At 32.0% G+C, this 20,899-nt stretch carries 22 protein-coding genes; 5 read left to right on the forward strand and 17 right to left on the reverse strand.

All coding sequences use genetic code 11. From position 1 onward, the window contains the following. Positions 1–2: 2 nt before the first annotated feature. Both RT99_RS03695 and ruvC read right to left on the reverse strand, forming a co-directional pair. On the reverse strand, positions 3–2,183 hold the full coding sequence (locus tag RT99_RS03695) for a P-loop NTPase fold protein (RefSeq protein ID WP_042563377.1): 2,181 nt from the start codon (positions 2,181–2,183) through the stop codon (positions 3–5). Positions 2,184–2,222: 39 nt separating this feature from the next. Continuing rightward, a complete protein-coding gene (gene ruvC, locus RT99_RS03700; RefSeq protein WP_026982724.1) occupies positions 2,223–2,777 on the reverse strand; it encodes a crossover junction endodeoxyribonuclease RuvC in 555 nt (184 codons plus the stop codon). A 111-nt stretch (positions 2,778–2,888) separates the two neighbouring features. Between ruvC and RT99_RS03705 the strand changes: the two genes are divergently transcribed. Together RT99_RS03705 and RT99_RS03710 are read left to right on the forward strand one after the other, a co-directional pair. After that, positions 2,889–3,815 (forward strand): lysylphosphatidylglycerol synthase domain-containing protein, encoded by a 927-nt coding sequence (locus tag RT99_RS03705; protein WP_042563378.1) that lies wholly within the window; start codon positions 2,889–2,891, stop codon positions 3,813–3,815. Then, complete coding sequence (locus tag RT99_RS03710) at positions 3,812–4,915, forward strand: glycosyltransferase (protein WP_042563379.1); 1,104 nt, start codon at positions 3,812–3,814, stop codon at positions 4,913–4,915. Before RT99_RS03705 ends, RT99_RS03710 begins: the two co-directional genes overlap by 4 nt. Before the next feature lie 3 nt (positions 4,916–4,918). Here RT99_RS03710 and RT99_RS03715 read toward each other — a convergent pair whose 3' ends face one another. Both RT99_RS03715 and RT99_RS03720 read right to left on the reverse strand, forming a co-directional pair. Continuing rightward, a complete protein-coding gene (locus tag RT99_RS03715; protein ID WP_042563380.1) occupies positions 4,919–5,407 on the reverse strand; it encodes a hypothetical protein in 489 nt (162 codons plus the stop codon). A 44-nt stretch (positions 5,408–5,451) separates the two neighbouring features. After that, positions 5,452–5,808 (reverse strand): hypothetical protein, encoded by a 357-nt coding sequence (locus tag RT99_RS03720; protein ID WP_124020494.1) that lies wholly within the window; start codon positions 5,806–5,808, stop codon positions 5,452–5,454. Between the two features lie 73 nt (positions 5,809–5,881). Here RT99_RS03720 and RT99_RS03725 point away from each other — a divergent pair, with 73 nt between their 5' ends. Together RT99_RS03725 and RT99_RS03730 are read left to right on the forward strand one after the other, a co-directional pair. Next, positions 5,882–6,382: a DUF456 domain-containing protein gene (locus RT99_RS03725; protein ID WP_042563382.1), complete on the forward strand. Its 501-nt coding sequence runs from the start codon at positions 5,882–5,884 to the stop codon at positions 6,380–6,382. A 278-nt stretch (positions 6,383–6,660) separates the two neighbouring features. Continuing rightward, complete coding sequence (locus RT99_RS03730; protein WP_042563383.1) at positions 6,661–7,257, forward strand: DUF937 domain-containing protein; 597 nt, start codon at positions 6,661–6,663, stop codon at positions 7,255–7,257. 79 nt (positions 7,258–7,336) lie between these two features. On the opposite strand, the gene RT99_RS03735 is transcribed toward RT99_RS03730, so the two are convergent. The 7 genes from RT99_RS03735 to RT99_RS03765 all read right to left on the reverse strand — a co-directional run bounded on the left by RT99_RS03735 (position 7,337) and on the right by RT99_RS03765 (position 12,874). After that, positions 7,337–8,245 (reverse strand): pseudouridine synthase, encoded by a 909-nt coding sequence (locus RT99_RS03735; protein WP_042563384.1) that lies wholly within the window; start codon positions 8,243–8,245, stop codon positions 7,337–7,339. Between the two features lie 333 nt (positions 8,246–8,578). Continuing rightward, positions 8,579–9,535 carry a geranylgeranylglycerol-phosphate geranylgeranyltransferase gene (locus RT99_RS03740; RefSeq protein ID WP_042563385.1) on the reverse strand — a complete coding sequence of 319 codons (957 nt, stop codon included), beginning with the start codon at positions 9,533–9,535 and terminating at the stop codon, positions 8,579–8,581. A 63-nt stretch (positions 9,536–9,598) separates the two neighbouring features. Beyond that, entirely contained in the window at positions 9,599–10,189 is a 591-nt protein-coding gene (locus RT99_RS03745) for a DUF502 domain-containing protein (protein WP_042563386.1), read from the reverse strand. Positions 10,190–10,263: 74 nt separating this feature from the next. Continuing rightward, complete coding sequence (locus tag RT99_RS03750; RefSeq protein ID WP_042563387.1) at positions 10,264–11,202, reverse strand: mevalonate kinase; 939 nt, start codon at positions 11,200–11,202, stop codon at positions 10,264–10,266. A gap of 2 nt (positions 11,203–11,204) precedes the next feature. Next, complete coding sequence (locus tag RT99_RS03755; RefSeq protein ID WP_042563388.1) at positions 11,205–11,510, reverse strand: type II toxin-antitoxin system RelE/ParE family toxin; 306 nt, start codon at positions 11,508–11,510, stop codon at positions 11,205–11,207. Further along, positions 11,507–11,728, reverse strand: a complete 222-nt coding sequence (locus RT99_RS03760) for a hypothetical protein (RefSeq protein ID WP_042563389.1) — start codon at positions 11,726–11,728, stop codon at positions 11,507–11,509. Before RT99_RS03760 ends, RT99_RS03755 begins: the two co-directional genes overlap by 4 nt. A gap of 30 nt (positions 11,729–11,758) precedes the next feature. Continuing rightward, positions 11,759–12,874, reverse strand: a complete 1,116-nt coding sequence (locus RT99_RS03765) for a diphosphomevalonate/mevalonate 3,5-bisphosphate decarboxylase family protein (protein ID WP_042563390.1) — start codon at positions 12,872–12,874, stop codon at positions 11,759–11,761. A 142-nt stretch (positions 12,875–13,016) separates the two neighbouring features. Between RT99_RS03765 and RT99_RS03770 the strand changes: the two genes are divergently transcribed. After that, entirely contained in the window at positions 13,017–13,493 is a 477-nt protein-coding gene (locus RT99_RS03770; RefSeq protein ID WP_042563391.1) for a TspO/MBR family protein, read from the forward strand. A 3-nt stretch (positions 13,494–13,496) separates the two neighbouring features. Here RT99_RS03770 and RT99_RS03775 read toward each other — a convergent pair whose 3' ends face one another. The 6 genes from RT99_RS03775 to RT99_RS03800 all read right to left on the reverse strand — a co-directional run bounded on the left by RT99_RS03775 (position 13,497) and on the right by RT99_RS03800 (position 20,896). Beyond that, positions 13,497–14,243 (reverse strand): hypothetical protein, encoded by a 747-nt coding sequence (locus RT99_RS03775; protein WP_042563392.1) that lies wholly within the window; start codon positions 14,241–14,243, stop codon positions 13,497–13,499. Positions 14,244–14,337: 94 nt separating this feature from the next. Next, positions 14,338–14,985: an HAD family hydrolase gene (locus RT99_RS03780; protein ID WP_042563393.1), complete on the reverse strand. Its 648-nt coding sequence runs from the start codon at positions 14,983–14,985 to the stop codon at positions 14,338–14,340. Between the two features lie 6 nt (positions 14,986–14,991). Then, positions 14,992–16,200 (reverse strand): NAD(P)/FAD-dependent oxidoreductase, encoded by a 1,209-nt coding sequence (locus RT99_RS03785; RefSeq protein ID WP_042563394.1) that lies wholly within the window; start codon positions 16,198–16,200, stop codon positions 14,992–14,994. A gap of 84 nt (positions 16,201–16,284) precedes the next feature. Next, entirely contained in the window at positions 16,285–16,962 is a 678-nt protein-coding gene (locus tag RT99_RS03790; RefSeq protein ID WP_042563395.1) for a glycerophosphodiester phosphodiesterase family protein, read from the reverse strand. 225 nt (positions 16,963–17,187) lie between these two features. Beyond that, positions 17,188–18,777 (reverse strand): alpha-amylase family glycosyl hydrolase, encoded by a 1,590-nt coding sequence (locus tag RT99_RS03795; protein WP_082036908.1) that lies wholly within the window; start codon positions 18,775–18,777, stop codon positions 17,188–17,190. A 247-nt stretch (positions 18,778–19,024) separates the two neighbouring features. Beyond that, positions 19,025–20,896, reverse strand: coding sequence for a glycoside hydrolase family 13 protein (locus RT99_RS03800; protein WP_042563424.1), 1,872 nt, complete (start codon positions 20,894–20,896; stop codon positions 19,025–19,027). Positions 20,897–20,899 lie beyond the last annotated feature (3 nt).

A 20,899-nucleotide genomic window follows, 5' to 3' on the forward strand; every position in this document is an offset into this window, starting at 1 on the left:
TCTTATTTAATCAATAATAGATTTTTCTTTTTTTCCTGTTCCTCTTTTTTATACCAAAAAATAAATTGTTCGAGATTTTGTTCTTCACTATTAACTTCAACATCTGTAAATTCATAAGTATCAGGATTAATTCTATCTACTAAATCAGGATTGAATTCTTGTAATTTTTTATAAATAAAATCAACATCAATCAGTTTTTTCATATACTCGTAATTTTCTTTCTCAAGAGGTCCGAAATAAGAATTATTCCAAAAACTTGGAAAATTTCTTATTAAAAGTTTAATGTTTTCTTCATTAATTATTGTTGATTTGATATGGTTATTGTATTTTTCCTCATTTCCTAATTTCCAATAATGCATGATCATTTTGTTAGAATTATTATGTGGATTTATATATACTGGATTATCAACCCTAAAAGTAGTTTCAGCTTTAGATGAAATGAGTTTTTTTAAAGATTCTTTAAACGATTTATTTTCATTGAATTTTCTGGTAAAATGTGACAATTGATAAACATCTAAATTTTCAGCTAGCGATAATGAAACATCAGTATTATCGTTAATAACATCTTTATCTAATGTTGATGCTATTAATTCAATTAATCTTAATCGATAATCTAGACCATACATATCAATTTGTGAATCAGGGATAATTTCAAAATTGTTAAATAAAAATGAGTAGAAAAAATTGCGTTCATTTTTGTTTTCCAATTCTTTGATTATCAATTCAATTCTATAAAGTATTTTGTAATGTTGATTTTCACCTAAAAATAAATCTTTAAACAATGAAATTAAACCTTCGGAATTACTTTGACTAATTAGTTTTTCAATTTCATTAAGTTTCATTACGGATATTTTTCTAATATTATGAAATGAAAAATACTTTTCAAAATGCCCTAATGTATTAATTCTTGATTCTCTATCTAATAAATCTAAATTAGGCTTTTGCTCAAAAACTGAAAATTGACCGCTAAATACAGGAAATAGAAAGTTAACAATATGATTAACATTTTTGAAATTCTCTAGAATATATTTTCTACTACCGTTAGGTTTTTCATTTGAATCATACTCATCATTAAAGTCGATAGTTGTATCAAATGATTGAAATGTCGATTTACTTTGATAATTTTTTATAAAGCTATAGCAATCTCCATTTTTAATTTTAAGATACTCTATCCAAAATAAATCTCTCAAATTTACTTCATCTCCTATAGCAAATGCCCCAAGAAAAAAACTATTTAAAGTTCTTATTATTTCTCTTGGTGAGTTAAAGAAATTAGAAGAAAATTCCATATCGATCTCCTTAAAAACTTCGTCAATTTTTTCATTATTCTTTAAATTTAAATTACCCTTTACTTGATGAAGTTTTTTTCTAAAGAATTCTTTTAAATCAGCATCTTCTATTTTTGGTAGATGAATTGGAATGTTAATAATTTTTTCCAAAAAATGATGACCGTCTTCAATGTCATTTCCGTATCGATCTTTAATTGCCTTAGCTACATGGTTGCTATCAATGTTAACAATAAATATGAAATTGCTAAAATTGGCATTTAGTTTAATTAATTTTAAAATGGTATAAATTTCTTCTTTATCTAGCCTATCTAAATCATCAATAAATACAACAACTTTGAATTTTGCAGTTTTTATAGTTTCATTAACTTTATTTTTTAATGAATCAATCGTCAATTTGTCTCCCTCCAAATCTTCTCCTAAAGCTTGAAAGATCTCACTAATATCAAATGAAACTTTACTATTAAAAATTTTAGGAAGACCAACGGTTGCAGATATTTTTACAGCTTTTAAATATTTACTATATTTTGAAATCCATTTACCAACTTCTTGAAGATTTGTGTTTTCTTGTACGTAGAATTTTTTGGATAAAGCATCAAAAAAATCAAATAACATCTCATCTTCACTAGAATATCTCCAAGGATTGAAATGAAATTTCAGATACTCTTTATCTTCGTCCCTTTTTTCAAAATGATCAATTTTATCTTCGATTAAATTTAAGAATGATGTTTTACCTTCACCCCATTTTCCATAAATTCCTATAGTAATAGGATCAGGATTGCTAGAATTTAATTGTATCAGTTTTTGAACTTTTTCCGCATAAAATTTAAAATTAAATAAATCTTGTTCAGGTTTGTTTATTGGATTATCATCTAAAAAGTGGATGTTATTTGGCATAATTTATTTTAACTGATTAATAAAACTGATCACTGACCACTATTTCCTCACTTTATCCTCATTTTGTTTCACAAAAGCATCCCAACCCGAATAACTTTTTCCTGCTACGATTTTTCCTGAATTAAAAAAGTGACAAACCGCTGCTGCCAGACCATCTGTTGAATCGAGGTTTTTAGGTAATTCTTTCAATCCTAAAAGCTGTTGCAACATTTTGGCAACCTGTTCTTTACTGGCATTTCCGTTTCCGGTAATCGCCATTTTTATTTTTTTAGGTTCATATTCTGTAATCGGAATATCTCTCGAAAGTCCAGCTGCCATTGCTACACCTTGTGCGCGCCCCAACTTTAACATCGATTGCACATTTTTACCAAAGAAAGGCGCTTCAATCGCAATTTCATCCGGATGATGCGTTTCGATTAATTCGATGGTACGCTCAAAAATGATTTTCAGTTTTTGGTAATGATTATCGTATTTGGACAATTGCAACTCGTTAAGCTGCAAAAACTCCATTTTTTTATTGATTACTTTAATCAATCCAAAACCCATGATTGTAGTTCCCGGGTCGATGCCTAATATGATGCGTTCTTTTGTCAAGTGATTTTGTTTCAGGTTTCAGGTTTCAAGTTCGAAAGTTGCTAGAAAAATGCTATAATTCATTTTCTAATTTTCAAATTGCCACATTTTCAAATTGATTACTTTTGCAGCATGATTTCAATTCCTCACAAAGCTAAGCAATTCCTTGTTCTTCTGGTCAAACTTTTGATTGTAGGTGGCGCATTTTACTTTATTTATAATCAGTTGGCGAATAACGACAAACTCGACTGGCAAAAATTCATTACACTGTTTCGTAAAAATCAGTCAGTTTTAGGAATTGGATTTATATTGCTTTTGAGTGTTTTAAATCGATATTTCGAAATTTTAAAATGGCAAAATCTGGCCAAAGTCATTCATTATATTTCATTAGGCGAAGCTACAAAACAAGTTCTCGCTGCGCTTACAGCCGGAATTTTTACGCCAAACGGAGTAGGAGAGTACGCAGGAAAAGCATTGTATTACCCAAAATCAGAAGCAAAAAGAGTAGTTTTCCTGAACTTAATCTGCAACGGAATCCAGATGATTTTAACGGTTTTATTTGGAACAATTGGCTTGCTATTTCTCGGATATTGGAAATGGGTTTTGGGAATAATCGCAATATCTTTTTTCTTTATTCTATTTTCTGTACTCTTTAAAAAGATTAAAATCAAAGGATATTCCATTGAAAAATTGATTCATAAAATCAATGAAATTCCCAAACCAATTCATCAAAGAAATATCTTTTTAGGCATATTGCGTTATTTGGTTTTCTCGCATCAATATTACTTTTTGTTTTTGGCTTTTGATGTAGATTTGCCTTATTTTACTTTAATTGCAACAATTGCGGTTGTTTATTTTTTGGCCTCATCATTACCTACTTTTCAATTTTTGGACTTTGCTGTAAAAGGAAGTGTAGCCGTTTATTTCTTCGGAATTTTAAACGTAAACGAATGGATTGTCGTTTTTATAAGTACGTTGATGTGGTTTTTAAATGTAGTTTTGCCTGTTGTTTTAGGAAGTTATTATGTGTTGAATTTCAAAACTAAAAGGGTAGAATGAGTTTAATTTTATTTGTCATATTAAAAATTTATATAATAAGTATCAGTTTACTTGTTTATGGTTTTACACGAATAAAAAAATATCAGAAAACAGATTTTAAACCAAAAACCAGTTTTACAATTATAGTTCCTTTCAGGAATGAAGAAAAGAATTTACCCAAACTTTTAGATAGTTTCGCAAAACTAAGTTATCCAAATAATTTGTTCGAAGTTATTTTGGTGGATGATAGTTCTAATAAAAAGTTTCAGGTTTCAGGTTTCAGATTTCACGTTAGTTTAATTGACAATATAAGAATTTCAAATTCACCTAAAAAAGATGCGATTTCAACAGCCATGCAGCACGTAAAAACCAATTGGGTTATTACGACCGATGCCGATTGTATTGTGCCTGAAAATTGGCTTTTAACTTTTGATAATTATATTCAGGAAAACAATGTTTCCATGTTGGCAGGAGCCGTTTCTTATCAATGCGAAAATTCATTTCTGCACCATTTTCAGCAATTGGATTTAACGAGTTTACAAGGAGCCACAATTGGAAGTTTCGGAATTAAAAAAGCATTTATGTGTAACGGAGCCAATCTTGCTTACACAAAATCATTGTTCGAAAAACTAAATGGATTTGATGGAAATAATAAAATTGCAAGTGGCGATGATGTTTTTTTACTGCAGAAAGCCGCAGATTTATTTCCTGATGAAGTTCATTATTTAAAAGCTAAAGAAGCAATCGTTTTAACCAAACCAACTGAAAACTGGAAATCCCTGTTTCATCAAAGGGTACGTTGGGCAGCAAAAACAAGTTCCTATCAAAGCATTTTCGGGAAATCTTTAGGATTAATCGTTTTCTTTGGAAATCTAAGTTTTGTTATTGGATTTATATTCTTGATTTTCGGAATCTGGTCCTGGCAACTTTTAGTTTTATTTGTTTTCCCTAAATTTATTATTGACTTTGTTTTGCTTTACCTAACAAACCAGTTTTTAACAAATACAAGATTGCGCTATTTGTTTTTGAGTAGTTTATTCTATCCTTTTTTCAGCACGTGCGTAGCTTTGTATAGTTTGTTTGGTTCTTATGAATGGAAAGATCGACGATTTGTGAAATAAAAACTATTTTTTTTCTTCTTTCGCCTTAATAATTATAGGCAAAATCAATTGTGTTTTTACCGGAACTCCTCGTTTTATAGCAGGATTTACTTTTGGAAAATCAACCAAACGAGCCTGTAAAATACTATCAATTTTAATTGTATCATATGCTACTGAATCTTTAGTAAACTGAGGTTCAAATTTCATTGAAGAGTTAGGAAATATAGTTACTTTCACCTCAATGGTATCAAGTTCAGGATATAAAATAGAAAGTGTATCAATATCTAATTTTTCCTGAATTAGCTGTGCCATTACTTCAAAAAAGCATTGTTGGCGCAGTTTTTTGTCGTTTACTTTTTCACAATCGACAACCGATGGGAATTCGTCAACTTCTTTCCAATTGATAGATTTTAGCTCTTTTTGAAGTAATTCTTTTTCAGACGGAATCTGCTTCTCAAAGTATTGACAAGAACTAATAAATAGTAGGATTATAAAAAATGGGAACTGCTTCAAGATTATGATATTGTATTGAACTAATTATATTTATAAAAATACGATTATTTTTTTTGGTTAGCTTTATAATCTAAATATTCTTCATAGCTTTCAGAAAGCCATTTTTCTTTGTTTTGTTCTGCAACTTCTTTTTGGTCAGGATATAACTTCGCCAATCGATCAGAAAAAGTAGCAATTTGAACAGTATAAGTATAGAATTCTGTTTTACTTAAAACTAAGTCGGGATTATTTTTACTGGAAAAATATTCAAAAAAAAGAGAATCAAATTCTTTCATCGAGAAATTTAAAACCTTTTTCTTATTACTTTTATATATACTGTCCTGAAGTAATTGATCGTCAACAGACAGTTTTTTATTTTGCGCATAGGCATTATTATTGATCATAAAGATCAAAGTGCACATAAAAAATAATTTAAAAACACTGTACATTGTCTAATTTTTCTGACGGTTTACGGGCAAATTTACAAAAAAATAAATGGATTTACTATTGTTAATACTCGGTTTTGTATGCGTAATTGTTGGTGTTTTTGGTAGTTTTCTACCTTTTTTACCGGGACTTTCCAGTTGTTGGGTTGGTTTGTTATTATTGTACCTTACAAAAGCTGTCGAAAATAATTATTGGGTTTTAGGGATAACACTTTTAATTACAATAATAATTACAGTTTTAGATTATGTTATTCCGGCGCGAGGCACAAAAAAGTTTGGCGGAAGTTCATATGGAGTCTGGGGAACAAACATCGGATTGATTGTTGGAATCATAGCTCCTATACCATTTGGAGTTATAATTGGGCCTTTTGTTGGTGCTTTTATTGGAGAAATGATTTACGATTCTAAAAATCATACTCGTGCAATAAAAGCGGCAACAGGTTCGTTATTGGGTTTTTTGGCCTCAAGCTTCATTAATTTTCTCTTTTGTATTATTTTTCTTGGCGTTTTTTTAAATATAGTTTGGCAAAACAGATTTTTATTGTTTTAATCGTCAAATTTATGTTAATATTTTTCCTATATTTTTAGTATTTTTTAAAAAATAACATTTTTTTAATTTATATTTTTTATTTCTTTTTGATAACGAAAGGGTTATGTTCATTGAGACTTTTAGAATTTCGCCAAAAAAAGCGTTAAAAAAACGTTCTTCATTTTTAACTTATTTTTTGGAAATGTTAAAATATTTTATATTTTTATCACGATAAACGATGAAAAGCCCCACTTAGTCGATTATTTTGAATGGATTTAAATAATTTTAAAACTAAACATATGACTCCTAACCTACAAATTGAACTTAGACGTTTTATTTCTTCTAATGTTGTTTCTAAATTAAATAAGTTTTATTTCGAAAATGATGCCCTCTTAATAAAGGGAATTGATGTTTCAATCGGAACCGTTCTAATGGGATTATACAATAAAGCCGAGGAGTCGGGTTTTTATAAAAACATAGTCACACTATTAGAAGATAATTCAACATTTTACGGAGAAGTTGACTTTACTTCAGGAAGAATTTTATCAGTAGATGATTGTTACAGAATCGAAGGAAACGAGTTGCTTAAAGAAATTTTCAGCAATAAAAAAGGAAGAATTTCTGAAATGATCTCAAACGAAGTAGGAATTAAAAGTGAAACAGCACGCGAAATCCTTAATTTTTCTGCGTTATTAGTTGTTTCTTATCTTAAAAACAATTCACAATTAATTAAAAATCTGAAATTATTGTTAGAAGATCAAAAACGTGATATTCTAAACAGTATTCAGCCAGGAATAAAAATCATCCTTGGATTCTCTTGCCATGAAACAGTTGAAGAAAAAAACCAGGCAATGGGAAGATCTGTTTTTACACTTTTTGGACATAATTTTTTCTAGAATATTTCATCACCCAAATAAAAAAATCCCATTTTACAAAAGTAAAACAGGATTTATATTGCCTAATTTGAAGCGTTTCTTAGACGTTCTTCAAATTTATAATTTCTTGCTCGGTCAAAAAACGCCAGTTACCTCTTGGTAAATTCTTTTTGGTTAAGCCAGCAAATGATACACGATCGATACGTAAAACATCATAGTCAAAGTTTTCGAAAATAGCTCGAACCACTTTTACATTTGATGAACGCAGTTTTAAGCCAATTTCGCTTTTAGGTTCATTATCAATATAACTAACCTCTTCAACAAACACACGATGTCCGTCAAGAACTAAACCTTTGCTGATTTTTTCTAAATCTTCAAATTTTAAATTTTTGTCTAACGAAACCTGGTAAATTTTAGACGATTTTTGACTCGGTAAAGTAAATTTACGAATCATATCCGTATCGTTTGTAAATAATAATAAACCAGTTGTGTTCTTGTCCATTCTTCCAATCGGAGCAATTTTTGCCGTAGTAGAACCACGTACAAGTTCCAGAACGTTACGATATTCCTGACCTTCATCAAGAGCAGTTGTAAAGTTTTTAGGTTTGTTCAACAAGATATATTCCTTCTTTTCAGGAGTCAAAGTAACGCCGTCAAAATTTACAACATCGTTTAATTTTACTAAATAACCCATTTCAGTAACCGGAACGCCATTTACTTTAACGTTTCCAGACTGGATATATATATCGGCATCACGACGTGAACAAACACCTGAATTAGAGATGTATTTGTTCAAACGAATTTCGTCTGCTGCTTTTTGTCTTTTCGGAGCCTGATTCTGTTTTTTGATTTTTTCTGCCTTTTCTTCTTCAGCAGCCTTAACAGCAGGTTTCACTTTTTTTGGCCCTTGCGCACGTTTCGCCATAGGAGGTTTTGGCTTGCTAGAGTTTGATCTTGAGCTATTTGGTCTCGATCCGCCTCTTTTATTATTGCCTTCCTTATTGTTCATAAATTCTGTAATTTGTGCAAAGATAGTTTATTCTTGCTAAATAATCCTAAGTTCATTGTTCTTAGATTAATAGCTATTTTTAATTGAAGTTATAGAAGCAGCACAATTGGCTTTTTTTCAGGCATGGTTTCCCGCTTTTCACTTCAATCTTTTATGGCGAACCCCGCCATAAAAGGATTTCCGCTGCAATCGGGGCTAATTTCAAGCATTTGGCTTCTTTTGAACATTTTATTCCACAAAGTTGCGCCAAGAATTTCACAGAGATTCACAAAGTTTAAAAAAAATCCGCGTATATCTGCCTAAATCCGCATCATCCGCGTGCCATTTAAAATCCTAAAATCGTGAAATCAAATTCTTCCCATGCCACAAAACACTAGGATTAATTAAAACAATGCAAAAAACACCCGAAACAATCAGGAATTTTAAAACATTATGAAGCAGTAAATATTGTTCCTTAGAGTTTGATTTCCATAAATAAATCAGAAAAAACAACAAGGCAATAAAACAGATATAAAAGTAAATATCCATATAACCCACATCATAAATATTAACCAAAACATAAACCGGAACTACGGTCATAAAAGTTAAAACCGTAATAATTTGTTTTGAAACTGTTTCGTTATACAATATCGGAATCGTTTGATAATCGTTTGCCAAATCACCTTTTAGGTTTTCCAGATCTTTGATCATTTCGCGAATTAGCAACAGCAAAAACAAAAACATGGCATGTGCCGAAATTACTGCAAAATGACTCATGTGATTTTCGATTTCTTCAAATAAAATTTTGTTATAGAAGTACAATAAAATCGCAAAAAAAGGTACAACAGCCAGCAAAGCCGAAGTTAGGTTACCAATAATCACGTATTTTTTTATTTTATGAGAGTAAAACCAAATCAGGAAAATATAAGCCGAAAAAAATAAAAAAGCCCGCCATGAAACAATTAAGGCCATTAATACCGCCAGGAAATTCAAGCTAAAATAAACCGATAATTTTGTTTTCTGGCTCACCAATCTATCCAGCATAGATTTGTTTGGCCTGTTGATTAGATCTTTTTGACTGTCGTAAAAATTATTAATAATATAGCCGGAAGCAATCGTAACCGCGGAAGCAAAAACAATTAAAAACAAGTTGAAATCTAGTAAAATATCCAGGGCTCTTTTTTCCGGAGCCAATATAAAGATCGCCGATAAATATTGTGCCAGGACAATAATAGGAATGTTGTAACCTCTTACTACAGAGAACAGACCAACAATTTTCATTACTAAAAGTTTGTGCTGTCTGCTTAACATTTTTTGATTTAAATTTTGGAATTGGGGTCTAATTTAAGATTTTTTACCGTAGGAAACAGGTGGTCAAAGTTTATTTTTTAATAATTCCTTAGATCCGTAGCCTAATTTTCTAATACAGGCTAAAGCTTGTTTTTGTGAGATTCCAACTTCTTTAATGTCTTTTTTTTCTACAAAAACCACAGAACCACTCCACGGATTTGGAGCATCGGGAATAAATACGACAGAGTTGTTTTCATCTATCTGTTCAATCAAAAATGCAAATTGCAAGCCTGCATCTGTAGGAACTAAAATGACTTTTAAATCCTCGTTGGATTCAAATCCCATTATGTTTTCATTCATTTTTTTCATGAACGAATAACCGGGAACAAAGCTTAAAATTCCGTTTTCTAATCTGTGAATCAATTTTTGTGCGTAGGTAGTTTTAGCAACCAAACCAGCAGCAAAACAAATAATTACAATAATTAAAATCGCGACAATTTCTTCTATTGCCAATCCTAAAACTTTTACTTTTGGAAAATGACTAACAATCGGATTTGTAATTTTTTGAATAATACCAAATCCTTTTTCTAAAAGAATAAGCAATAAAATTAACGGTGCTAAAAATACAATTCCTCCTAAAAAAGTTGCTTTAATAATTTTTAAAATACTTTTCATATTAAATAACTTTTAGCGTGATAATTTAGAAAAGGATATTCAAATAAGCGTAATTTTTTAAAGTGATTTATACTTTAGAATTGATAAACAACTTCTAATTTGTAATCTTTCAAAGAAGCTTTGGCACGTTCTAAATCTTCTGTAAAGCCCAGAATATAACCACCGCCGCCAGAGCCACAAAGTTTCAGATAATAGTCGTTTGTATCAATTCCGTTTTGCCAGATTCCGTGAAATTGTTCAGGAATCATTGGTTTAAAATTATTTAAAACGACTTTAGAAAGTTTTTTTGTATTGGTAAACAATGATTTCATGTCGCCATGCAAAAAGTTCTCTACGCAGGCATCCGTATATTTTACAAATTGGTTTTTAAGCATCGTACGGAACCCTTTGTCTTTTAGGTTTTCCATAAAAATGTTTACCATTGGTGCTGTTTCGCCAACAATTCCGGAGTCTAATAAAAACACAGCCCCTTTTCCGTCAAAACTTTGAGTCGGAATTCCGGTTGCTTCAATATTATCTTTAGAATTTATTAAAATTGGGATACTCAAATAGCTGTTTAAAGGATCTAAACCAGAACTTTTTCCGTGAAAAAAGCTCTCCATTTGAGAAAATATATTTTTTAGCTGTAACAGTTTTTCACGAGTTAAATTCTCTAAAACTGTTATTTTTTGAGTAGCATATTTATCATAAATAGCCGCAACAAGAGCACCACTGCTGCCAACTCCGTATCCTTGCGGAATACTTGAATCGAAATACATGCCTGTTTCAACATCATTTTTTAGACTTGCCAAATCAAAAGAAACCAATTCAGGCTGTTCTGTCTGCAAAGTTTCAAGATAAGTTACAAAACGTTTTAAACTTGCATTTGATGCTATTGCTTCTGCCGAAGGATCTTCGGTTTTCTTCAACGCACCATTGTAAAAATTATAAGGAATAGAAAGTCCTTTAGAGTCGCGAATAATTCCGTATTCTCCAAAGAGTAATATTTTTGAGTAAAATAATGGTCCTTTCATATTTATTTTATGTCTTTCTTAATTTTATTTGGGTCTTGTCGTGTGTCGAAAATGGAATGAATTCTAATTTCATTTGAACCAAAACTATACAAGAGACTTGATTGTTTTGTTACGACACATTTTCGATATTTTTTATTTATTGATGATTTTGGAAAAACTTCTGGATTCATGCTAATTATTGAAATTGCTTTTTGAAATTTCACAAGAAACATTTCTTTCGATTTTTTAGACCATCTTGCTTCAATAAAATTTAAAACAGCATCTAAATTCTCTTCAGCTGTTTTTGAAATATTTATTTTAAGATTCACTCCTTATATTTTTTCATCACATCTTCAAAGCTTTTAAATTCTCCTCTTTCAAATTCTAATTCACTTTGAGCGACATCTTCTTTCTGGGCTTCTGTCAAATCATCCCACCAATCATTTTTCTCCTGTCTTAGCAATCTTGCAACAGCCATAATAAGTGCAGGATCATTAGTTTCCTTCAACATATTCATTGCATTGAGTTTCTCTAATTGAATGTCCATAACATAAAATTTTAATTAAAGATACAAAAATTATTGCTTCATTGCACCGCTTCCAATTTCGTCGCAAATGTACTGACCATTCTGACAAAATACAACTAATTCGTCCTGAATAAATTGAAGTACTTTTTCGCTAACGTTTTCGGGATATAAAACGTGAACATTTGCTCCTGCATCAAGTGTAAAACAAACCGGAATTTTGGTTTCATTTCTAAATTTCCAAATCGCATTTATGATTTGCAAAGTATTTGGTTTCATCAAAATAAAATACGGCATAGATGTCATCATCATGGCATGTAAAGTCAAAGCTTCGCTTTCGACAACTTTAATGAATTCTCCTAGATTTCCACTTTCAAAAATGGCAATTAACTGATCCAGATTTTCATGCGCCTGAGCAAAACGTTTTTCTGCGTAGGGGTGATTGTGCATTAAATCATGTCCTACGGTACTTGAGACTTGTTTTTCGCCTTTATCAACCAATAAAATAGTATCCTGATAATTCTTGAAGTTGTCATGAATTGCGTACGGAAATTCAACTCCATATAAATCAGTACTTCCTTGAATGTTGGCCTGATTTCCCCAAACTACCACATTTCCTTTTACACTTCGGCAAGCACTTCCAGATCCTAAACGAGCTAAAAATGATGCTTTTTGGTAAAAATATTCCTCTGTCATTTCCGGATTTAATGCTTTCTCCAAGCTCATGAAATTCATTGCCAAAGCTGCCATTCCAGAAGCCGAAGAAGCGATTCCTGAACTATGAGGAAACGTGTTTTGTGTATCAATCGTAAAATGATAATCCTTTAAAAATGGTAAATAAACTTCAACTCTTTCCAAAAACTTCTGAATTTTTGGTTTAAAATCCTCTTTTGGTTTTCCTTCAAAAAGTAAATCAAAAGAAAAACCATTATCTGTCACACTGAGCGGTCCCGAAACTTCGGGAGAAATGCTTTTCTTTTCAAAACCCAATTTCGTAATCGTTTTACAATTATTCAAAGTAAAACTTACTGAAGGATTTGCCGGAATTTGATTGTCTTTTTTGCCCCAATATTTCACTAATGCAATATTGCTGGGAGCGCTCCATTCAAAATTTCCGTTTTCGATTGTCGAAGTATATTTTTTAGGAATAAAATCAGTTGCTGTAAACATGAATTATAAAATTTTGGCAAAGATAGTTTTTATACTATTTCACCATATAAGTTATATAAGAAAATGTAAGTAAGGTTCAAACTAAAATGAACTATATGGTTTCAAATATCTTTTAACTATTTTTGATGAAAAATAAATTAGAATGAACAAAACTGTCAAAATCGCCATAGCTTTAATCGTTTGTTTACTGGTAGGATATTCTGCAAGCGTGGTTACAAGACCAAGTGTTGAAACTTGGTATCCAACAATTGTAAAACCAATTTTTAATCCGCCAAATTGGATTTTCATGCCAATGTGGACATTGCTTTATATTTTAATGGCGGTTGCTGTGGGACTAGTTTGGGACAAAATTAAAGAACAAAACGAAACTGTAAAAAAGGCATTAGCTTTCTTTTTGATTCAATTGACATTGAATGCTATTTGGTCATATCTTTTCTTCGGACTTAAAAATCCAATGTTGGCTTTAATCGAAATCGCGCTTTTATGGCTGATGATTTATGAAACGTATCTGAAATTTATTAAAATCAATAAAATTGCCGGTTATTTATTGATTCCGTATTTAGCTTGGGTTGCTTTTGCAGCAATTTTGAATGCCAGTATTTGGTGGTTGAATAGATAAGATTTAGTTTTTAGATTCTGTTTTTAATTTCTTAAACATTTCATTTTTAGCATACAAAAAATCCATTGTAGTTAGGATATTGTTGTTTTCTATAAGTTTCGCTGATCTTGGGTCGGCGTCACAGAACTCAATAAATAAATCAACTTCTTCGGGTTTTAATTTTAGATCTTTGGTAAAATAATCACGAGGAATTGATGCTGCTATAAGTTTTTTGAAAACAGTTTCCTTAGTTTTCTTTTTGACTTCTTCTTTATCTTTTTTAAATAAATTTATAAGTCCGGTTCCCATTCTGGTAAAGTCCATTCCATTTGCAATAGTTCCGTCGTAAACACCGGTATATTTTTGCAATGATCTATTGTCTTTATCAAATTTTATATCGTCAATATCTTGTTGAGAAGTGTTTATTTTATCAAATTTTATATTTGTTACTACAACTTCATTTAATTCCTCCGCTTTTATATTCATATTGACGGTAATATTGTTTTGTTCAATATTTTCCTGTGATATTTTCAATCGTGTAAAAAAGTAATCTTTTGCGAAAAACAATAAACTATCTTTTGCCTGAACAACAATCGAAAATTCTCCCATTTTATTTGTTCTGGTACTTGTTTTGGCTGTTTTATTTATAACTTCTACTTTATCAAGTGGATAATTGTTGGAAAAGACTCTTCCGTGTAGTAATTTTTCTGTTTGGGAAATGGAAAATTGGTAAGTCAAAAAAGAAATTATAGTAAGTAACTTTACTTTCATCTAATGGTTTTTAGTTGAAGTAAAATTATTAGAATCGTCTTAAGGAAAACTTAGCAAACCTGTAAATTCTTGTTAATTCGGTTTGTATATGTATTTATAATATCTCAATTAATTCTGATGGTTTATTTATTACCACTTTCGCACCGTTGCCAATTAATTCCTCTTCTGTTCGATAACCCCAGGAAACTCCAACAGCAAACATATTTGCATTTATTGCTGTTTGCATATCAATATCTGAATCTCCAACAAAAAGAATTTCTTCGGGTTTTAAATTCCAGGTTTTGCTTATTTCTAAAGCTTCAAACGGATTCGGTTTTTTAAGCTCTTCAGTACTTAAACCAACGGCAGCGTCAAAATAATTAGGAAATATTTCTGCGGCTATTTTTTTGGTAAGTTCGTCTGCTTTGTTTGAAAAGACCGCTAATTTAATATTTCTTGAAACCAAATTATCCAGTAACGTTATAATGCCTTCGTATGGTTTTGTTTTTATAGTACAAACTTCGCGATATTCGTTGATCATACAATCAAAACAAATTTCAATTTGTTCATCTGAATTGTTTGATACAGGTAGCGCTTTGCTGACCAAATTTCGCAAACCGCTTCCTATGAAATATTGATAAGTATCATAAGTATGAGTGGGATAATTTAAACCTGTAAGTACAGTATTCATGGCATCTGAAATGTCTTCTAATGAATTAACTAAGGTTCCGTCTAAATCAAAAATAATTCCTTTAAATCTCATTCTATATTATATGTTATTAGCCAAAATAAACCCGCTTGTCCAGGCATTTTGAAAATTAAAACCTCCCGTAATGGCATCTATATTTACAATTTCTCCGGCAAAATATAGATTCTGATGTAATTTGCTTTCCATGGTTTTAAAGTTGATTTCTTTTAAATCGATTCCGCCTGCGGTAACAAATTCTTCTTTAAAAGTACTTTTTCCGTTTACCTGAAATTTTGCTTTTGTCAATTGAGAAGCTAAATTCTGTAATTGAATTTTAGATAAATCGGCCCATTTTGTTTCGATTTCAATTCCCGAAGCTAAAACCAGACTTTCCCACAAACGATTTGGGAAATCGAAAGGTGATTTTTTGGAAACTGCTTTTTTCGCATGTTCCTGTTTTAAGTCTTTTAGGATTTTTTCGGCATCTTCGGTATCAACATCATTTAACCAATTGACGAAAATCGTAAACTGATAATTTTTATCGTGTAAAATACGCGCTCCCCAAGCCGAAAGTTTTAGAATCGCAGGTCCGCTCATTCCCCAATGCGTGATTAATAAAGGTCCGGTCGATTCGAGTTTGGTATCTTTTACGTTAACGGTAACTTGTGCCGCAACGCCGGGCAATTCTTTTATGCGAGGATCTTTAATATTGAAAGTAAATAGGGAAGGAACGGGGCTAATAATCGCATGCCCTTTTTCCTGAAGCATTTCCCAAATTTTAGGATTGCTTCCTGTCGCCATAACTAATTTTTCTACAATAAATTTATCGTTTTGTGTATCAATTTTCCAATGATTTTCTGCTTTGTAGATTGATTGTACACTTTGTCCCGTTAAGACTTTTATGCCGAGTTTTTCGGTTGCTTTTAAGAAACAATCAATAATGGTTTGAGAAGAATTAGAAACAGGAAACATTCTCCCGTCATCTTCTATTTTTAATTCAACACCATGTTTTTCAAACCATTCAATTGTATCACCAGAACAAAATTGATGAAACGGGCCACGAAGTTCTTTTTCGCCTCTGGGATAAAATTTAACCAATTCATTAGGTTCAAAACAAGCGTGTGTAACGTTGCAGCGTCCACCGCCGGAAACGCGGACTTTAGAAAGTACTTCTTTTCCTCTTTCTAAAATGGCAATTTTTAGTTTTGGATTTTTCTCCGCAATATTAATCGCCGTGAAAAATCCTGCAGCGCCTCCGCCAACAATAATTATGTCGAAATTTTGAATCATATTATTTGGTTTGCCACGAATTCACGAATTATTTTTTTGACAATCTTTCAGAAAAAATTCGTGAATTCGTGGCTATTTTAAACTTTATATTTTATCCGGGAAATCACTAATAATTCCGTCTACATTATAGCTTTTTATTTTTTGAATGTCTTCATCAGAATCTACTGTCCACGGCAAAACCAGAAATCCTTTCTTTTGTATTTCCTTAGTATTTTCCTGATTCAATAATTGATAATCCGGATGAATGGCACGCGCTTTTATTTTTTCGGCGAAAGCCAAAGCTGTATCGATATTTTCTTCTGTTAAAACTCCAATTGCAATATTTGGATTTAAATTGTGAACTTCCTGCAACATATTCCAGTCAAAACTTGAAATAATAAAATGCTCATAATTCCAGTTTTTATCCGAAATATATTCTTCAATTAAAGCAACAACTTTATGAGGAGTTCCTATGCCTTTCAATTCAATATTGATGAGGCATTTTTTGTCCACTAAATCAAAAACTTCGTTTAACGTTGGAATTTCAAGTTGATCCGCAATCAAAAACGATTTTAATTCGCTTAAAGATAAAGTATTTACAAAACCTTTTCCATTGGTTGTTCTGTCGATGGTTTCGTCGTGAATTACGATTATATGTCCGTCGGAACTTAAATGAACATCGAGTTCTATTCCATCAGCATTTAAGTCTAATGCCTTTTGAAAAGCCTGTAAAGTGTTCTCTGGTTCGTATCCTTTGGCGCCGCGATGTGCTATTTTTAGCATTTTCTTTGTGAGTAAGTTTAACCGCAAAGGTCGCAAAGATTTACGCAAAGTGCGCAAGGATTTATATAAAAAAAGTTCGCCACAGATTTCACAGATTACAATGATTTTTTTTCACGCAGATTTTAAAAAGATTTAAGCAGATTCACGCAGATAATTTTTAAAATTTAAATCTGCTTAGATCTGCAAAATCTGCGTGACAAACTTTGCGATTTTGTTTCATTGCTTTTAAGCAAGTTCTAACAAAACAAGACCGTATTCAGAATCGATGATTGCTTTTCCGTTTTGAACTTCTGTTTCTTGTCCTGAAAAAGCGTCTTTTAATTTAGTTCCATCTTCAAAAACAGAATTAACCGGAAGCTCTTTTCTACCAGTTCCTAAATCTAAACCAATTACAACGTTGTCTTTATAATTAACTTTAGTAAAATTTCTTGAAAAAATATACGGTTTATCTGAAATCATATTGTGTATTCCTGCTCCAACCGCAGGATGATTTCTGCGGAATTGTCCTAGTTTTTGCCAATGCCAAAGTATTCTCTGAGTTTCAGAATTATTCTCAACATCTTCCCAATTCATGAAAGATCGTAAAGTGGCGTCACCTTCCGTACCTTCAATTACAAGAGAACGACCTGTTTCATCACCATAATAAACCTGAGAAATTCCCGGAGAGAGCAATAATTTGGTTCCCGCTTCAAAAGTTCTGTTTCGATTTCCATCAAATGGAGTGGGATCGTCGTGGGATGATACGTAATTCAGAACGCTAAAACCTTTTAATTCATTTTGAAGTTTTGCTGAATATTTTGAAAATATAACTTCATAATCGTTTTGAGCATCGAGTTTAAATTCAAAATTAATCATGCAGTTAAAACCATTTTCGAAATAGTTTACTTTTCGATCTCCAAAATCATAATCCAGTCCGCTGCTTATTTCATAACCATAAACTTCAGCAATCGTATAAAACGGATTCTGATCTAAAACTTCAAGCGGATGATGTTTTTTCCAGGTTTCAAATGCGTAATCACATTCTTTTCTAAAATCAACCCAAATATCTTCATCTGTATGTTTTACAGTATCAGCTCTGTAACCGTCAATTCCAAATTCCAGAATATAATCGGTTAACCACTTTATGATGTAATATTTTGGAGTTCTTGGGTAATTTGTTCTTTTGAAGAATTCATTTAACGAGGTAATTTCTTTTTCATAACGACCTTCATTTTTCCATTTTTCGATTAAAAAAGAAGGCAGTTCCACTTCCTGATTGCTTTCGGTTCTTACGTCCGGAAGATTATCGACTAAAGTGCACATCGTTGTGTTTTCGAATGATTTATAATCGCAGACAATTCCAGTTCTAACCCAGTCTTCCGGCCACATCGGGTCTTCTGCTGTTACAGGTCCGGTGTGATTAATAACACCGTCAAGCATAATTCTAATGCCTTTTTCGTGTGCTTTTTTAACCAGATTTGCCAAATCTTCTTTTGTTCCGAAGTTAGGATCTAACGCCGTCCAGTCTCTTGCCCAATAACCGTGAAAACCATAACTCAGCCCGGTTCCTTCGTCAACGCCATCGTGAATTTGTTCTACAATCGGCGTAAGCCAAATGGCATTTATTCCCAATTTATCAAAATAACCTTCGTCGATTTTTTTTATAATTCCGATGATATCGCCACCTTCAAAACCACGTAATTTTCCCGGAGTTTTGATTCGGTTGAAGTTTAAATCATTTGATGGATTTCCATTGTAAAAACGATCGGTAAGTAAAAAATAAATATTTGCTCCTTCCCAAACGAAAGGCGGTTTAGAAGTATTTTCGTTATTCATTAAAATTAATTTTGAGCGAGAATATTAAAGATAAAGAAAGGAAATCATATAAATGAAAAAACCGCCATGAATTCACGAATTTATAAAAGAATAATTCGTGAATTCGTGGCGGAAATATATTGTGTTAGATTTTACCGTTGTTAGACCTGACAGGTTTTTAAAACCTGTCAGGTCTCTTTGAACATAAAAAAAGACGCACTGCTGTGCGTCTCTACGATATGCGTTGTGTGAAAAAATCTTTGATGTTTTATTCCAATTCTAAAACTAAAGCCGATTTTGGTTCTAAAGTAATTTCAGAACTTAAATCGAATGCTTTTCCAGTCAAAATATCTTTCCCTGACTTAAAGTTTTTGATGTTTTCTTTGAAACGATTGGTTTTAATAGTTTGGGCTGTAGCATTATTATTAAAAACCACCATCACCGTTTTAGTATCTGTATATCTGAAATACACATAGGTGTTATTTTCTGGAATATAATGAGTCATTTTTCCGAAGTGAACGGCTTCGTTTGATTTTCTCCAGTTGAATAATTTCGATGTAAAATCAAAATATTTTGCTTGTTCAGGAGTTCTTCCAGCTGCGGTTAGCGCATTGTTTTTATCACCTGCCCATCCTCCTGGAAAATCCTGACGAATGTCTGCATCTCCTTTGCTTTTGTCACCGCCCATTCCAATTTCTGAACCATAATACAATTGTGGAATTCCGCGAACTGTAGCCAATAAAGTCATTGCCAGTTTGTATTTTGCAAAATCGTATTTAAACTTATCATTCATACGATCTGTATCGTGATTTTCAGCAAAAACTAAAATGTTGTTGGTATTTGGATACAGATAATCCATTGCAAAATTATTGTAGAATTTAATCATTCCGTTATCCCAGGTTCCTTCACTTTCACTAAATGCAGAAACCACTTGACTTTGAAGCGTAAAATCCATTACACTTGGCAAATTCGAATTGTAGTTTTCGATCGCACCAATTTTACTGTCTTTTTGCCAATAAGCCAAATTCGCCTGATTGTGCATCCAGATTTCGCCCACAATATTAAAATTCGGATATTCAGTTGTAAGTGATTTTGCCCAATTTGCCATCGCCGTTGCATCAGAATAGTTATAAGTATCTACTCTAAATCCGTCAAGATTGGCGAATTCTATCCACCAAATTGCGTTTTGGGTCAAGTATTTTGCTACCAAAGGATTTCTCAAATTCAAGTCCGGCATTGAAGGCACGAACCAGCCATCAACACAAACTTCCTGATCTGTTTTTGAAGCGTGAATATCTGTAATAACTTCACGTCTGTGATGTGTTTGTGTGAAGTTTTCGAACTGATTGAACCATGTTTTAGTTGGAATATCTTTCATCATCCAGTGCGTAATTCCCCAGTGATTGGTTACATAATCCATAACCAGTTTCATGTTCTTTTTGTGCATTTCTGCAGATAAACGAGCGTAATCGTCGTTAGTTCCGTAACGCGGATCAATTTTGTAAACATCAGATTGTCCGTAAGTGTGGTATGAATGCTGCTTATCATTGTCTTCGCATAAAGGCGTGCTCCAGATTGTAGTTGCGCCAAGAGACGAAATATAATCTAAGTTTTTGATAATTCCTTCAATATCACCGCCGTGACGTCCGCTTGGATCCTGGCGATTTCCTTTTTCTGTTAAATTGGCATCGCTGTCGTTTTTCGGATTTCCGTTAGCAAAACGATCCGGCATAATTAAGTAAATCATATCCGATGCATCGTAACTTTTTCTGTCTGCTGAGTTTGCTCTTCTTTCTTTAAGCGAATATTTCTGCGTAAATGCAACTTTATTTTTGGTTTTGAAAGAGAAAACCAATTCAGAAGCTTTTAGGTTTTGCGTATCAATTGTTACGAAAAGGTAATTTGGATTTTCCGTTTTTTCTACATTTTTGATCACGACATTGTTTGAAACCGAAGCTTCGTATTGAGCAATGTTTTTTCCGTAGAACATAATCTGCAACTCCGGATTTTTCATTCCGGCGTACCAAAACGGCGGTTCTACTTTTTGGATTTGCGCTTTCGCGGAAGCAGAAAACAACAAGACCATTAAGATTAATGTATAGATTGAATGATGTATAAGTGATATTTTGTGGTTTTTCATAAT

Origin of the sequence: Flavobacterium sp. MEB061 (assembly GCF_000834715.1) — a bacterium.
GTDB lineage: Bacteria > Bacteroidota > Bacteroidia > Flavobacteriales > Flavobacteriaceae > Flavobacterium > Flavobacterium pectinovorum.